Below are 14,732 nucleotides of genomic sequence, written 5' to 3' on the forward strand. Positions count from 1 at the left end.
AAAAAACCTCTTTTCGCGGTATAGCCTAGCAGAGCGGTCCTTACTACGCGCCTAATTTCCACCGTCATCATCATCGTCATCGCTGGTGCCCAGCGCGATATGATCCATAAAGCTGCCCACCGGCCCAATGGCGCGGCGGAAATCATGCAGCGTGTCGATCGCCGGATCGCCGCCCGGTTGCTGCGCCACAGCAGCCTCTTCCTCCACAGAGAGGATCAGCATCATCGTGGGCACGCGGCGCAGCATCAGCCGGTCTTGCAGATTGGCAAGGCGCAGCGTCACGCTCGAGCCCGTGCTGGTGTCGCCGGTGTGCCATGTGGTCTGGGCCAGACGGGCGATATGGCCATGCGCCAGCAACCGGTCCCCCTGCGCCGCCAGAGCCCCTGCGCCCGGTCCCTGCCACTGCCATGACGAGCCGGGCGGCAGCGCCCCCTCGCCAAAGCCGGTCGCCTTGCGCCCCGGCCCCTGCGCGGCATAGAGCGCATAGAACATGTCCACGATGCGCCCCTTGTCGTCGGCATAACGCAGCTGGATACGGTGATCGGCGCCCGCCGCGCGCGGCGTCCAATCCACCATCAGCGGCGTGCCGACGCGGTGCCAGCCCGGGACCTGAGGCACCTCGATGCGCGGCGGCATGGGCGCCTCCAGCCGGGCAGCGGCGGTGGACCACACGAGGCACGCCAGCACGATGGCGAAAGCCCCGCCCCCGGCAAGCCCTCGCGCGCAGCGCCAGCCATCCAGACGCGCCAGCACCGGGCTGCGCGCGATGGCAGCGCCATCGATCATCGGATCGCGCACCTTGCGGTCGAAGAAGGGCCAGCCGATGGCCAGAATGGCGGCGATCACGGCGGCGAAGAAGAACCAGCCATAGATGATATGGTCGACCCCGCCCGCATAGGCTGCGCCCTTGATCTGGGCGACATAGATCGTGCCCCAGGCCCTCACCCCATTGGCCAGCACCGGCACCACCACGCAGAGCGCCATAAAGGCGATCCGCCGCTTCCACGAACGGAAGCAGACATTGGCCGCCAGCGCACCAAAGGCCAGCATCGCCACCAGGAATTTGACGCCCGAGCAGGCCTCGGCCACCTCGAACAGGCCCGCCGGGGTGGCGATGAACACGCCGTCGATATGGGCGGGCACATGGGTCATCACCACCAGCCAGATGCACAGCCGCGCGGTGATGGTCTGCAGCGGCGGGATGATCTCGTCGCCGAAGGGCACCAGAAAGACCATATAGGCCAGCGGAAACAGGAAAGCCGCCGTCACCCGCGTGCCCAGCATCAGCGGCACGGCGGCCACCAGCATGCCGACGGCACCGAACTGCGCCAGCTCGGCCAGATTGGCGAGGCGTCCCGCCACCCAGACCAAAGCGGCGAGCAGCAGCAGGATCAGCCCCGGCCACCAGCAAGCGGGGCGCAATTGTTTCGCCTCGCTCCAGCGGTGCCACACCTGCCAGCCCAGAATGAGCGGGATCAGCAGCACATGGGTGTAGGTGGAGATGTTCCACCACTGATCGGCCATGGCGCGCCATTCCTGCCCGGCCGCGCCGATCATGATGCCCCAGAGCAGGGCGAGCAGCGTCAACCCCTTGCCCCAGTCCGGCGAGAACGGTTCACGCGGCATGGGGGATGGCTCCCTCGATCAGGGTCTTCAAAGGCGCCAGAGCGGCATCCCAGCTTGCATGGGCCAGAACATGGGCACTGGCGGCCTGCCCCATGGCCCGAGCGCGCTGCGGATCGTCCAGCAGCGCCAAGGTGGTCTCGATCAGGGCTTCGTCACTTTCCGCAATGCTGTAATCCGTGCCGTCGCGCGCCTCGATGCCTGTCGCGGCGCCGGGCGAGAGCACGCAGGGCAGCGCCATCGCCATCGCCTCAAGCACCTTGTTCTGCACCCCGCGCGCGATCTCCAGCGGCACCAGAGCGATGTCCGCGGCGGCCAGAAAGGGCCGCATATCGGGCACCGCGCCATGGACCTGCGTGCCGTTCACGCCATGCAGCGCCTGCACGGCGGGTGTCGCCGCACGGCCCACGATATGGAAGCTGGCTTGAGGATGGCGGGCAAGGATCGCGGGCATCAGCCGCTGGGTGGCGCGGGTGACAGCGGCGATGTTGGGGGCGTAATCCATCTGCCCGGTGAAGATCAGCTTCGGGCCGGATTGTGCTGCCAGCCCGGCATCGGGGGTGATGTCCGGCGAGAAATAGGTGCAGTCGATCCCGTTGCTCAGCACGCCGACATGCGCGTGTGTCTTGGCCGGCAGGCGACTGCGTAAAAGGTCGGCCTCAGCCTTGCTGATGAGCAGCGTGGTTTCGGCGCGGGCGGCGATGCGCGCCTCTTCGGCGGCCAGCAGGCGTCCTTCGCGGGCATGGACATAGCGCATCGGGCCTTTGCCATCGCGCGCATAGGCGTCGAATTTGGCCGAATCGACATCGACCAGATCGGCGATCACCCTTCCCTTGAAACTGGCAGGCACATATTGCCCCATCTGGCCGGAAAAGATGAAGATCGTGCCGATCCGCCCGCCCGCCAGCGTGGCGTGGACATAATCCGCCAGCGCCTTGTCATGAAAGGCGGTCAGGCTGATCGGCTGCCCCTTGGCCAAAGCCTCCAGCCCGGCCAGCGGCAGAGGCTTCTTGCGGGCGCGCAGGCAATAGGTCGCGGCGCAGGCGGCCAGTTCGCTTTCATGCGCCCAGTCCCCCGCATTGTCGGCGAAACAGGCGACATGCACCGGCGCCAGCGCGGCCAGAGCCTTCAGCACATGATGCGAATGAATCTTGTCCCCCCGGTCGGGCGGAAACGGCAGGCGATGGGCCAGAAACAGGATCTCGCTGCCGGATGCAGATGCGCTCACCCCAGCCCCCGCGCGATCCAGGGCCCGATCAGATTGGCCACCGGCAGAGGCAGCTTCTTCCACATCTCGATGCGGCGCGAATGGGTCGCGCTGGTGGGGTCGGCATTGCGCGGCGCGCTGCCCGGCGCGGTGTAGACGCCATAGGAGAGCGGCGCGGGCTCGAACCCCCAGTTGCGCTTGAAATCATAGGCCCCGCTGCCCGTTTTCGAACGACCGAAGTCGAAATGGGTACAGCCACGCGCGCGAGCATGGCGCATCAGTTCGAAATACATGCGGTCGTTGGCGCGCAGGCCCCGCGCCTCCCACGTGCCGCCGCCCCAATAGGGCATCACCGCACCGCGATGGTAGAGTGACAGCACGCTGGCCACCGCCTTGCCCTGATGGCGCACGGTGAGAATATCGGCATCCTCGCCAAAGCGCTCCATCACCGCGCGGAACAGCGCGCGCGGAAAGACCGGCGTGCCCAGATTGCGCACGCTGGTGGCGTAGATATGGTAATGCTCGGCGGCGAGCTCCTTGCCGCCCGTCACCACCTCGAAGTCGTTGGCCAGACCTTTACGCACCTCGGCGCGCTGCTTGCGGGGAATGGCGGAGAGTTCGGCCTCGTCGCTGGCGGCCAGAGGGCGGATAAACCCGGCATGCGACTGGTTTTTGACCGCCCAGCCCGCGCGGCTTTCAGGCAGCGCCCCGCCGCGCAATTCCGCCGAGGGCGCCTTGTGCTGTTGCGCCAGATCCTCCAGCGCGGCGAAAAGCGGCGCCGGATCGATCCCCTCCTCCACCAGCACACCGCCACCCACCGCAAAGCCGGTGGAAGCCAGCACCCGCCCGAAGATCGGCGAGGTCACCAACGTCAGCGGCAGATAGCCGACCAGCGCGCTCCCCTGTTCCAGCACCAGCGCCAGCGGCTTGTTGCCGGTGCCCTGCGCCACCGCCAGCAGCCATGCCGGGCGATGGAAGGGCGTGACATCGGGATGGTTTTCGAGAAAGGCCTCGATCCGTCGCGCCTCATCGGGCGCGCGCAGATCGGCAAGGCGGGTCGTGATGCTCACGATACAGGCGGGCGCGTTCATGCGACCTGCGCTTGTCGCGCTTCAGTCGCTTCCGGCATGATGAAAGGCACCGCGCGCGCGGCCTCCGCCTTGGCCAGCATATCCATTCGACCCCACTGAAAATCTCGCACCAACCGTTCGAGCTTAGGGGCCATAACGTCAAGATTCGTATAATGCCGTAGACGCGACCTGGCCGAAGCCTGCGCGACGCGCGGCTGGCCGGGATCGATCTCCCACGGGTGGAAATAGGTGACGCCGGGGCGGCCATCGACTTTGTTCACGCGGCGCAGCGCCCACTGGCTGAACCAATAGGGGAACAGGCGGAAGAAGCCGCCGCCGCCCGCCGCCTGACGCCGCCCTACCACCTCAACCGTAGTGACAGGAATTTCAACTAAATCACTGTCTTTTAACGGTCGAAAGGCAAACCGCGGGGCATCACGCCAGCCATAATGGTCATGCGCGATGGGCGCGACGCTGGAGGAATAGTCATAGCCCTGCTCGGCCAGAATGGGGTGAGCCCATGGCGTGCGCGTGTCGATCGAAAAGCTGGGCGCGCGATAACCCTTGATCGCCACGCCGCCTGCATCCTCAAGGATCTTGCGCGATTCCGACAGATCGGCGGCGAAACGCTCGGCCCCCAGCGTGAAGACGCGGGCATGGTCGAGCCCATGGCTGGCCAGCTCATGCCCTTCGGCCACGATGCGCTGCATCAGCGCGGGATGGCGCCGGGCCACCCAGCCCAAAGTGAAGAAGGTGGCCTTCACATCCGCAGCGGCAAACAGATCCAGCACGGCGCTGGTGTTGTTTGCAACCCGGTGTTCCAGAGAATCCCAATCGGCGCGGTCGATCACCTTTTCGAAGGCCCCGACCTGAAACCAGTCCTCAACATCGACGGACAAACCATTGACGATGCTGGACTTCGACACGGTATTCTCTCCGAAATTCGGGATCAGGCGGCGAAACGGGTCGTCCCGTCGCGCTCGATCCATTCGATCAGCATGGTCAGCGTGTGGCGCAAGGTGCGGTCCTGCTCGGCCAGACGCGCTTCCAGCTCGCCAAGGCGTGCGGTCAGCGCCTCGATGGCCGCAGCCTGAGCCGAGGCCACGCCATCATCGCCCTGCTGCCCCTGCCCGCTCGCCAGTTCGATCACGGCATGCTGCAACTCGGCAATTTGCGCGGCCTGCTCGGCCAGACGGGCCTGCAGGTCTTCGGCCATCGTTGCCCCCTCATGCACCGGCTCGGCGGGCTTCTGCCCACCGGCGGCGCGCGCGGCGCTCACGGCAGGCGCTTCGGGCTCGGCATCCTTCACCATGCGGCCCAGCGAAAGGCCGCCGTCGCTCACCATATCGCCCAGCACGCGGGCCAGCAGCACGCCGTCCAGCTCTTCACGCTGTTCGGCGGCGCCCGCCATCAGCAGGCGGTTGACGATCTGGTTGATCCGGCGCGGCACGCCGCCGCTGGCCTGATGGATCTCGGCAAACAGCGCGGGCGTGAAGGTCGGACGGCCCTTCCAGCCGACCAGACGCAGGCGATGGGCGAGATAGGCCTCGACCTCATCGGCGCCCATCGGCTCCAGATGATGCGCGGCGATCACGCGCTGGCGCAACTGCTCCAGACCGGGCTGCCCGGCCAGATGGTCGCGAAATTCGGGCTGGCCCAGCAGCAGGATCTGCAGCAGCGGATGATTGCCGAGCTGGAAGTTGGAGAGCATGCGCAGCTCCTCCAGCGCCTCATCGGTCAGATTCTGGCTCTCATCCACCACCAGCAGGCAGCGGCGACCGGCACGCGCCTCGCCATGCAGGAACGCCTCGATCTGCGAGAGGGCCTTGGCCTTGCCCACACCGGGGTCGCGGCCCAGGGCGGTCTCACCCTCGGCGCGGATGGCGAAGGCTTGCGCTGCCAGTTGCACCAGATCGGTGTCCGACAGGCGGCTGGTGACGATCTGCGCGGCGGTCAGGCGCTGACGGTCGATGGTGGCCATCAGATGGGCGACCAGCGTGGACTTGCCCGCGCCAACGTCGCCCGTGATGACCACGAAGCCCTCACCCTGCGCCAGGCCATAGCCCAGATAGGACAGCGCCTTGCGATGCGTCGCGCTCTCGAAATAGAACGCCGGGTCGGGCGTCAGCTGGAAGGGGCGAGCGGTGAAACCGTAGAAATCATCGAACATCGTCATTCCTCCGCCGATCAGAAGGTGTAGCGCATACCCAGAGCCCCGGTCGCGCTCCAGATATCCTCATTCTGCTCGGTCTTGACCCCATTGATTACCGCAGAGGCATTGCCGGTAAGGTGTCGCGTGAAATAGTAATTATACAGAGCTGTAGCACTCAGACCGGTGGTGTCGCCAGCCGAAGTCAGGCCACTTTCGAAGCGATAAAGCTGCAATGTGGTCTGCAAAGAGGAGCGCTGAGTCAATTTGCCGTTCACCATCACGGCACCCCAGTAATCCTGATCGGCCCTGCCGTTAAGCAATTCCAGCACGGTGCCGGGGGCGCCGATGTACTGGCGCCGGTCCCAGCCGCCCGCCAGCCCTGCCTGCCAATGGCCGAAATCGAACATGCCGCTCGCTATCACGCCGCGCCCGCGATAGATCTGCCCGTTGAGCGTGCCCAGCGAGCCGGTGACGCAGCCGCCGCCCGAGAAAGAGCCCACACAGCCCGTCAGCCCGCCCGAAACCGGATCGCGCACCGCCACAAAGCTGGTGGGCGCCGCCGTCAGCTGCGAGGTCAGCGAACCGCCAAAACCGGTGAGATTTTCATAGGCCACCACGCTGAAGGTGGTGCGGCCATTGGGCTGCCAGTTGAAGAAACCATAGCCGCCCAGACGGCCATAGCGCCGTCCGATATGCGCCTCGGCGCTGGTGCGCGGATTGGGGCGCCATTGCACGCCCACGTCCCAGATCAGGCCGCTGGTGTCGAAGGCCATCAGGCGCGGGCTGTTGGGATCGGTGACATAGCGGCCGCTGGCATCCACCACCGGATTGCCCTGCGCGTCATAGACCGCGTCGCGGCTGCTGGCCTGCACCTTTTCATAGCCCGCCGTGGCGATGACGTTCAGATTCTGCGTCACCGGCACGATCACGCCCGCGCGGGCATGGAAATCCTCGACCCGCTGGTCCAGATTGGAGATATCCTGCCGGTAATAGCCCGCCTCGCCGGTCAGGCCGACCGGCAGGCCGCCATCGCCCGGCCTGGTGCTGGCGGCCAGACGCGCATCCTGCGACACCGAATGGTCGAGCAGATTGCCGCCGCTCCGTCCCGTGCCGTCGCTGTTGTCCACCTTGGTGTAACCGGCGTGATAGGCCGCATTGACCGCCACATCGCCGATCTGCGTGGCATAGCGCGGCCCGGCATAGACCGAATAGATCTGGCTGAGCGTATCGCCCTGCGGATTGACCGCGCCAAAGGCCGCGCCGCCCGTGTAGGCGGTGACGCGCTGGGCATAGCCGCCGTAATCGAGGCTCAGCCCGCCCTTGCCGCTGCGTCCGCCCTCGCCCGCGATGCGGGTGGTGAAATTGGCGAGGCCGTTGATCGCGTCGCTGTCGTTCGCCTTGCCCCAGCCGAAGTTGCGCTGATAGCGCAGCGAGACCGCGCCCTGCGTGTTGCGGCCATTGACCAGCCCGTCGACACCCGCCGCCAGCACCGAATAGGTCAACACGTCGCCCGAAGGGCTGAGCGGGGCATAGAGCGTCTGCTGCGCCTCGATATAGGGGCGGATCACCAGGGGCTTGCCGTGCAGATCGGCATTGCCGAAGACATTGACCTGCCCCGGAATCAGCGCGGAGGGCGCCAGAGTGGTCTCGCCATCGCCCTGCGCGTCCACCGACTGGTCGGCCACGCCGCCCCGCGCGCCGCGCGCGGTGTTGATGCGGTTGGGCTGCGTGGCGATGCTGGTGGAGGATGGATCGTTGTTCTGCACCTCCCCGGCATAGGACACGCCCGTGTCATAAGGGTTGCCGCCATAGGTCTGGGCCGGGGTGGCGGTCAGCGTACCCTGTGTGGGAGTCTGGGGCGCGGGGGCCTGCTGCCCGGTGGTATCCGTCGCAGGCTGATTGGCGGCACCCTGATTGGCGTCGGCCTGAAGCAGCCCGCCCGTGTCATAGGCCATGGCCGAGGACGGCACGCCCTTGCCCAGCGCCACGCCCGGCGCGGCCAGCGCCAGCGCCAGCGCCGTCAGGCTGACCGTCAGGAAGCCCCCCGCATTCGTCATCCGCGATATCCGTGATAGGAGCCAAAGCGCCGTCCGCTGGGGCTGAACTGCACGGCATTGAGCAGAAGCTGCACGTTGGGGCAACCCGCCAGCAGCGAGGCGGCATCCTGCACCGCATTGGTCGAGGTGCTGTCGGCGCGCACCACCATCACCACCTGGCCGACCAGCTTGGCGACCTCGGTGGGATACATGGCGGCCAGCGCCGGGGGCGTGTCGATGATGACGATGCGGCGCGGGAAGCCCTCGGTCAGCAGGTCGAGCACGCGGGGCGCGCGCGAACTGGCGAGATATTCCGCGTCCGAGGTGGTCGAGCGGCCGCCCGAGAGCACCGACAGACCCGCGACATCGGTAGGGATCACAAGCTGGCGCACATCGATGCGCGGATCGACCAGCGCATCCATCAGGCCCGGTCCGGCCGGAATGCCCAGCAGCCCCAGCGCCGAGGAGCGCGCCAGATCGAGATCGATCAGCACCACCTCGGCTTCCTTTTCCGCCGCGATCGACATGGCGAAATTGAGCGCGCAGAAGGTCTTGCCCTCGCCCGGATGCGGGCTGGTGATCATGATGCGCTGGCTGGCGGGGCCCGAGCGCATGCGGCGCAGCTCCTCGGCCTGACCCAGAAGCTGGCGCTTGACGATGCGGAACTCTTCAAGCTGCGCGGTGGCGCCGCTTTCGGGCACGATCAGCCCGGCCTCGGCCAGCGCCGCGCGATCGACGGCATGACGCGGCTGCGCGGGCGGCGGCGGGGTGATCGGGGCAGCGGGCGCGGCCGGAACGCTCTGCTGAGGGTGCGCGCCCTGCTGCGGATAGGCAGGCTGCTGGGGATAGGGCGCCTGCTGCGGATAGGGCTGGCCCGGCACCTGCCCATAGGGCTGCTGAGGCGGAAAGCCCGGCTGCGGCGGATAAGGCTGCTGCGCATAACCCTGCGGCGGATAGGGATAGGCCGGATGCCCGCCCTGCCCGTAATAGGGATAAGGCTGAGGCGGCACCTGCCCCGCATAGGGGCCCGGATAGGGATAGGGCATGCCCGTCTGCGGATCGACCGGCACACCCTGAGGCACGATGCCGGGATGCGGCGCGCCAGGCTGCGGCGCGGCGGGCTGGACCGGGGCAGCGGTCGGCTCGGCATGCGATGCGTTGCCGGGCTGGGCCAGCGGCACGACCTGACCGCTCTGGCCCGAGCCATCCGCGCCGGCGCCATGGCCGGCCCCGCCCTGCGGCTTCAGTTTCCTGGGTTCAAACATCGCCATCTCCTCAGGCCCCGCCGCCGACATGGAAATGCTCCATGGCCACGAGGAGTATGAACAATCCACCCAAAGCGCCACTGGCCGCCATAAAGCCGCGCAGCTTGCGGGCCCGCTCGGCCCTTGCCGAGGCCGACAGCGATTGCGAAATCGCGCCGAGCACCGGCAGGCCCGTCACACGCTCCAGCTTGGCCGTGGTGGCAAAGCTGGACTGCAGCTCGCCCATCGCGAAGGCCACGCCCAGCCCCGCGCCGATGCCCGCCACCAGCACCACCGCAAGCAGCAACGGACGGTTGGGCGCGGTGGCCCCGCGCGGCAGCACCGGCGGATCGAGCACCTGGAACTTGGTGGCGCCATGGGCCGCCACGACCTGACCACGCAGGCGCAATTCCTCGCGGTCCTGAAGCAGCTTGTCATATTGCGCCTTCAGCACGTCATAGTCGCGGCTGATGTTCTGCGCTTCCTGCACCAGATCGGGGTTGCTGAGCTGGCGCGCGGTCTGCGTCGCGATGTTCTGCTCGATGGTCGAGCGGCGGGCCTGCAGCGCCTGAAGGTTGGCGGTGCGCTCGGCACGGATCGATTCCAGCGTGGTGTAGGCCGGATTGGGCTGGGCATTGGGACCCGCGACGGGCGTGGGCCCCTCGGCGCGGATCTGGGCTTTCAGCGCCACGATCTGGTTGCGCGCGGCGATCACATCGGGGTGATTGTCGGTCAGGCCACGGGCGCGCATGGCCCCCAGATCGGACTGGAGCTGGGCAAGCTGCGCGCGCGAGCCGCCAAGCTGCCCCGGCGCGGCGACCCCGGCGATGGTCGGCGCAATGCCCGCCATCTGGCCGTTGATCGCGGCCAGAGCGCTCTGCGCGGCGGCAATGTCGCCATCGAGGCTGCGCATCTCGGCGCGGTTCTGCTCCATCTGCTGGATCAGCGAGACGCCGCCCTGCGCCAGTTCGGGATGCTGGGTCTCGAAGGTGAGGCGGCGCTGTTCGGCGGCCTGCAACTCGCCCTGACGGTTCACCAGTTGCTGGTCGAGGAAGTCCAGCGTCTGCTTCATCTCGCCCTGATTGGTGTTGTTGTTCTCGCTGCCGAACAGCTCGATCATCTTGCGCACGATGTCCTGCGCCAGATGCGCGCCATCGGCGTCGCTCATGCCGCCGCCCGAGCGGGACTGGGCGCTGATCTCGAAGATGTTGTCCTGCGTGGCGACGATCTTGACCGATTTGGACAGGCCCGCAATGGCGCCTTCCATCTGCTTGCGGTCGGTGATGCTGTCGCCCAGACGCGTGCCGCGGATCACCTTTTCAAGGTTGCCCGAGCTGGTCAGCGTGTCGCGCACGCGGTCCACATCGCGCTTGCGGTCCCCGGCATCGATGCCGACCTGCGCCGAAAGCGGATCGTAAAGCTGTACCATGATGCGGGCATGCGATTCGAAGGTGTTGGGAATGGTGCTGACCATGCCCCAGCCCAGCAGGCACACCACCCACGCCACGCCCAGCGCCAGCCAGCGGCGGCGCCAGATCGAGAAGAGCGTGGCCCTGATATCGTCGAAGAGCGAGTTCATAAAATTACGTCCGGCCCCGCTGTCAGAACATGCTTTCGGGGATGATGATCACATCCCCGGGCATCAGCATCACATTGGCCTTGCTGTCACCCTTTTTGAGCAGATCGCCCAGACGCAGCGCAAATTCCTTCTGATGGCCACTGGCCTTGTCGTAACGGATCAGCTTGGCACGGTTGCCCGAAGCATATTCGGAGAGGCCGCCCACCGCAATCATCGCGTCGAGAATGGTCATATTCGCGCGATAGGGCAGCGAGGCAGGCTTGCCGGTGGCGCCAACGATGCGGATTTGCTCGGAAAACGTGCCCGCGAAGCGCGTGACGATCACCGAAACCAGCGGATCCTGAATGTATTGCGAGAGCTGGAGCTGAATATCCTGCGCCAGCATGCTGGGCGTTTTGCCGACAGCGGGCATATCGGTGATGAGCGGCGTGGTGATCCGCCCGTCGGGCCGCACCTGCACCTTGGAGCCCAGCTCGGGGTTGCGCCAGACGAAGACCGTCAGCTCATCCATGGGCCCGATGATATAGTCCTCGCCGGGGCCTTCCTGATGCGCCACGAAATTGGCCGGGGGCAGCCGCGCCGCCGTGCCGTCGCCCGCGCAACCGCTCAGGGTCAGGCTGGCGAGAGCCGCGCCGGCGATGGTGTGAACGGCTGTCTTGCTCGGCATCATGTGTTCCCGGACTGGGCGGCACCCGGCCCCTCTTGCCCGGTATGGGCGCAAGGGTGGATACGGCAGTTCACGGTCGGCTATGCGCCAGAAGGGTAAACATAGGGTTAGTCATCTACCCGCAAGACGCCGGTTTTCTGCGGTTTTACGCATGTTTGTCCCGGTGGGGGACAGGGCGCAAGCCCCCTCCGTCCCGCGACGGGACGAATCGATGTGCGGCACCGGCCCACTCCCCCGCCCGGCCACCCACACGATGCTGCCGATGGGTGGCCGGGCGGGGGAGTGGGCCGGTGCCGTTCTGACACTATGCTCTTCCGCATAGTGTCCAACCAGACTCTCAGATCAGCATTTCGCGCGCGGGCCCCTGCCCGAGAAAGGCCGAGGGGCTGGCAGAGGCGCCGTAAGCCCCGGCGCAGAACACCGCGACCACATCGCCCGCGTCGGCTTTGGGGAAATGGCCCTTGTCGGCCAGCCGGTCGAGCGGGGTGCACAGGCAGCCCACCACGCTGGCCTCTTCCTCGGGCTCGGCATCGAAGCGGGTGGCGATGGCGACGGGATAGTTGCGCCGCACCACCGTGCCGAAATTGCCGCTGGCGGCCAGTTGGTGATGCAAGCCGCCATCGGTGACGAGGAAGATGTCGCCGTGGCTTTCCTTGCGGTCGAGTATGGTGGTGAGATAGACCCCCGCCTCTCCGGTGAGGAAACGGCCCATTTCCATGGCGAGTTGCGTGTCTTTCAGGACATCGGGGCGGTTGGACAGGCGTTCGCCCAGTGCCGCGCCGATAGGAGCCAGATCCAGCGGCGAATCGCCGTTGAAATAGGGAATGCCAAGGCCACCGCCGATGTTGAGATGCGGCAGAGGGACATCGGCCTGCTGTGCCAGTTGGACGGCCAGATCGAGCACCTGCCCCTGCGTTTCGGCAATCGCCGCGCCATCGAGCGACTGCGATCCGGCAAAAATATGGAAACCGCGCCACTCCGCCCCTGCCGCGACAATCTCGCGCGCCAGAGCGGGGACCTTGTCGGTGTCGATGCCGAAGGGTTTGGCGCCGCCGCCCATCTTCATGCCGCTGCCGCGCAGGTCGAAATCGGGGTTCACGCGGATGGCGAGGCGCGGGACCTTGCCCAGCTTCTCGGCGATGGTGAGCGCGCGGCGGGCTTCGGCGGCGGATTCAAGGTTGAGCGTCACGCCCTGCATGATCGCCGCCTGCAGCTCGATATCGCGCTTGCCCGGCCCGGCAAAGCTGATCAGCGAGGGATCGAGTCCGGCCTCACGCGCCATGCCCAGTTCGCCGCCGCTGGCGATGTCGAAACCGTCGACCAGCGTGCCCATCAGGCGCAGCAGCGGCGCGAAGGGGTTGGCTTTCACCGCATAATGCAGCGCCAGAGCTTCGGGCATGGCGGCGCGCAAGGCGGCCACCCGCGCCCGGATCATGCCGGAGGAATAGACGAAGGCAGGCGTCGCCCCCGCCTGGGCGATCAGTTCGGTGACCTTGATGCCGTCCACCGCCAGCACGCCATCGCGCGCGGCAAAGCCTGCGGGAATGGGGCCGAGCGGCTTCATGCTTGTGCCTCCAGACCGGCGCGAATCTCTTCAAAGAGCCCGGTGCGGTCGAGTTTGCCATTGGGGCCGATGGGCATGGTGTCTTTCCAGTGGATCGCTTTGGGTTGCATGAAATTGGGCAGATCGGCGGCGAGCCGTTTGGGCAGCAGCGTTTCGGCATCTTCGGCGCCGGGCGCGGCGCGCACCACCAGATGCACCGCCTGACCCAGCCGCACATCGGGCAGGCCCAGCGCGACGACCTCGGCCACAAGGCCGGTGGCCAGCGCCGCATCCTCCAGCTCCTGCGGCGAGATGCGGTTGCCCGAGGATTTGATCATCGCATCGCGGCGGCCCACGAAATAGAGCAGCCCGTCAGCATCGCGCCTCACCCGGTCGCCCGACCAGACCGCCATGCCGCCATAGACGCTGCCTTCGGGTGCGGGGCGATAGCGTTCGGCGGTGCGCTCTGCGTCGCGCCAATAGCCCTGCGCCACCAAAGGCCCGGTGTGGACCAGTTCGCCTTCCTCATTGTCGGCAGCGATCTGGCCCGCATCGTTCACCACCAGAATTTCGGCATGAGGGATGGCCTTGCCCATGCTGGTGGGGTGCGTGTCGATCAGCGCGGGGTCGAGATAGGTCGAGCGGAAGGCCTCGGTCAGGCCATACATGGCGAAGAGGCGCGCATCAGGGAACAGCCCGCGCATCCGCCGCACCAGATCGACCGTCAGCGCCCCGCCGGTGTTGGTCAGGCGGCGCAGTTTCGCGGCGGTTTCGCTCGGCCATTCCACTTCGGTCAGTTGCACCCACAAGGGCGGCACGCAGCCCAGCGTGGTGATGTTGTGGCGCTCGACGGCCTTCACCACATCGCGCGGGGTCAGGTAATCGAGCGGCGCGGCGCTGCCCCCCACATACCAGTGCGACAGCAACTGGTTCTGCCCATAATCGAAGCTGAGCGGCATCACCGCCAGAGCGCGATCATCGGCCTGAAGGCCCAGATAATGCGCAACGCTTTCCGCCCCCAGCCACAGATTGGCGTGAGACAGCATCACCCCCTTGGGCCGCCCGGTCGAGCCGCTCGTGTAGAGGATCGCCGTCAGGGCATGAGGATCAGCCTCCGAGGGCGGCAGAGGCCCGGCACTTTCCGCCAGAGTCAGCGCCTCGGCCTCCTCCAGCATGGCGCAGCCATCAGGCACATCGCCCGGCTCCAGCGTGGCCAAGCGCGCGGGCGTGCCGATCAGCAGCACCGCCCCGCTGTCGGCCAGAATATGCGCCACCTGCGCCCGTTTCAGCAGCGGATTGATCGACACATGAATGCACCCGGCCCGCGCCGCCGCCAGAGGCAGCAGGCAGGTCAGCTCGCCCTTGGCGGCCCAACTGGCCACGCGGGGGCCGTGCTGCCCGCTAAAGGCCTCTTCCCCCAGCCGATATCTTAACCAACCGGCAAGGCGAGCGACACGCGTTCTTAAGTCCTGCCAGCTAAGCACACCGCTGCGCAGCACCAGCGCGGGGGCGTCATCCTCGCCCCGCAAAGCGAGGTGATCGAGTGGAAGGGCCGTAATTTCGGCGCTTTGACCGGTAACATCGCTGGAATAAGGCATGGTGAAATGAAAC

General features: G+C 66.8%; 11 protein-coding genes. All 11 read right to left on the reverse strand.

Annotation, left to right across the window (positions count from 1 at the left end; all coding sequences use genetic code 11):
* Positions 1 to 51: 51 nt before the first annotated feature.
* The 11 genes from xrtA to ABDW49_RS14000 all read right to left on the reverse strand — a co-directional run bounded on the left by xrtA (position 52) and on the right by ABDW49_RS14000 (position 14,719).
* Positions 52 to 1,626, reverse strand: coding sequence for an exosortase A (xrtA, locus tag ABDW49_RS13950; RefSeq protein WP_343612624.1), 1,575 nt, complete (start codon positions 1,624 to 1,626; stop codon positions 52 to 54).
* The gene (locus ABDW49_RS13955) at positions 1,616 to 2,851 is read right to left on the reverse strand and encodes a TIGR03087 family PEP-CTERM/XrtA system glycosyltransferase (RefSeq protein ID WP_343612625.1); all 1,236 of its coding nucleotides are present in this window, start codon (positions 2,849 to 2,851) and stop codon (positions 1,616 to 1,618) included. Before ABDW49_RS13955 ends, xrtA begins: the two co-directional genes overlap by 11 nt.
* Positions 2,848 to 3,921: a FemAB family XrtA/PEP-CTERM system-associated protein gene (locus ABDW49_RS13960; protein WP_343612626.1), complete on the reverse strand. Its 1,074-nt coding sequence runs from the start codon at positions 3,919 to 3,921 to the stop codon at positions 2,848 to 2,850. Before ABDW49_RS13960 ends, ABDW49_RS13955 begins: the two co-directional genes overlap by 4 nt.
* Complete coding sequence (locus ABDW49_RS13965; protein ID WP_343612627.1) at positions 3,918 to 4,826, reverse strand: XrtA system polysaccharide deacetylase; 909 nt, start codon at positions 4,824 to 4,826, stop codon at positions 3,918 to 3,920. Before ABDW49_RS13965 ends, ABDW49_RS13960 begins: the two co-directional genes overlap by 4 nt.
* A gap of 23 nt (positions 4,827 to 4,849) precedes the next feature.
* The gene (locus ABDW49_RS13970; protein WP_343612628.1) at positions 4,850 to 6,070 is read right to left on the reverse strand and encodes an AAA family ATPase; all 1,221 of its coding nucleotides are present in this window, start codon (positions 6,068 to 6,070) and stop codon (positions 4,850 to 4,852) included.
* A gap of 17 nt (positions 6,071 to 6,087) precedes the next feature.
* A complete protein-coding gene (locus ABDW49_RS13975; RefSeq protein ID WP_343612629.1) occupies positions 6,088 to 8,109 on the reverse strand; it encodes a preprotein translocase subunit YajC in 2,022 nt (673 codons plus the stop codon).
* Positions 8,106 to 9,353 carry a capsular biosynthesis protein gene (locus ABDW49_RS13980; RefSeq protein WP_343612630.1) on the reverse strand — a complete coding sequence of 416 codons (1,248 nt, stop codon included), beginning with the start codon at positions 9,351 to 9,353 and terminating at the stop codon, positions 8,106 to 8,108. Before ABDW49_RS13980 ends, ABDW49_RS13975 begins: the two co-directional genes overlap by 4 nt.
* Positions 9,354 to 9,363: 10 nt before the next feature.
* On the reverse strand, positions 9,364 to 10,911 hold the full coding sequence (locus tag ABDW49_RS13985) for an XrtA system polysaccharide chain length determinant (protein WP_343612631.1): 1,548 nt from the start codon (positions 10,909 to 10,911) through the stop codon (positions 9,364 to 9,366).
* 22 nt (positions 10,912 to 10,933) lie between these two features.
* The gene (locus ABDW49_RS13990) at positions 10,934 to 11,578 is read right to left on the reverse strand and encodes an XrtA/PEP-CTERM system exopolysaccharide export protein (RefSeq protein WP_343614299.1); all 645 of its coding nucleotides are present in this window, start codon (positions 11,576 to 11,578) and stop codon (positions 10,934 to 10,936) included.
* 337 nt (positions 11,579 to 11,915) lie between these two features.
* Positions 11,916 to 13,142, reverse strand: a complete 1,227-nt coding sequence (locus ABDW49_RS13995) for a pyridoxal-dependent decarboxylase, exosortase A system-associated (RefSeq protein WP_343612632.1) — start codon at positions 13,140 to 13,142, stop codon at positions 11,916 to 11,918.
* The gene (locus ABDW49_RS14000; RefSeq protein ID WP_343612633.1) at positions 13,139 to 14,719 is read right to left on the reverse strand and encodes an acyl-CoA ligase (AMP-forming), exosortase A system-associated; all 1,581 of its coding nucleotides are present in this window, start codon (positions 14,717 to 14,719) and stop codon (positions 13,139 to 13,141) included. The genes ABDW49_RS13995 and ABDW49_RS14000 overlap by 4 nt, the downstream gene beginning before the upstream one ends.
* Positions 14,720 to 14,732: the final 13 nt, after the last annotated feature.

This window comes from Novosphingobium sp. (assembly GCF_039595395.1).
Taxonomy (GTDB): Bacteria; Pseudomonadota; Alphaproteobacteria; order Sphingomonadales; family Sphingomonadaceae; genus Novosphingobium.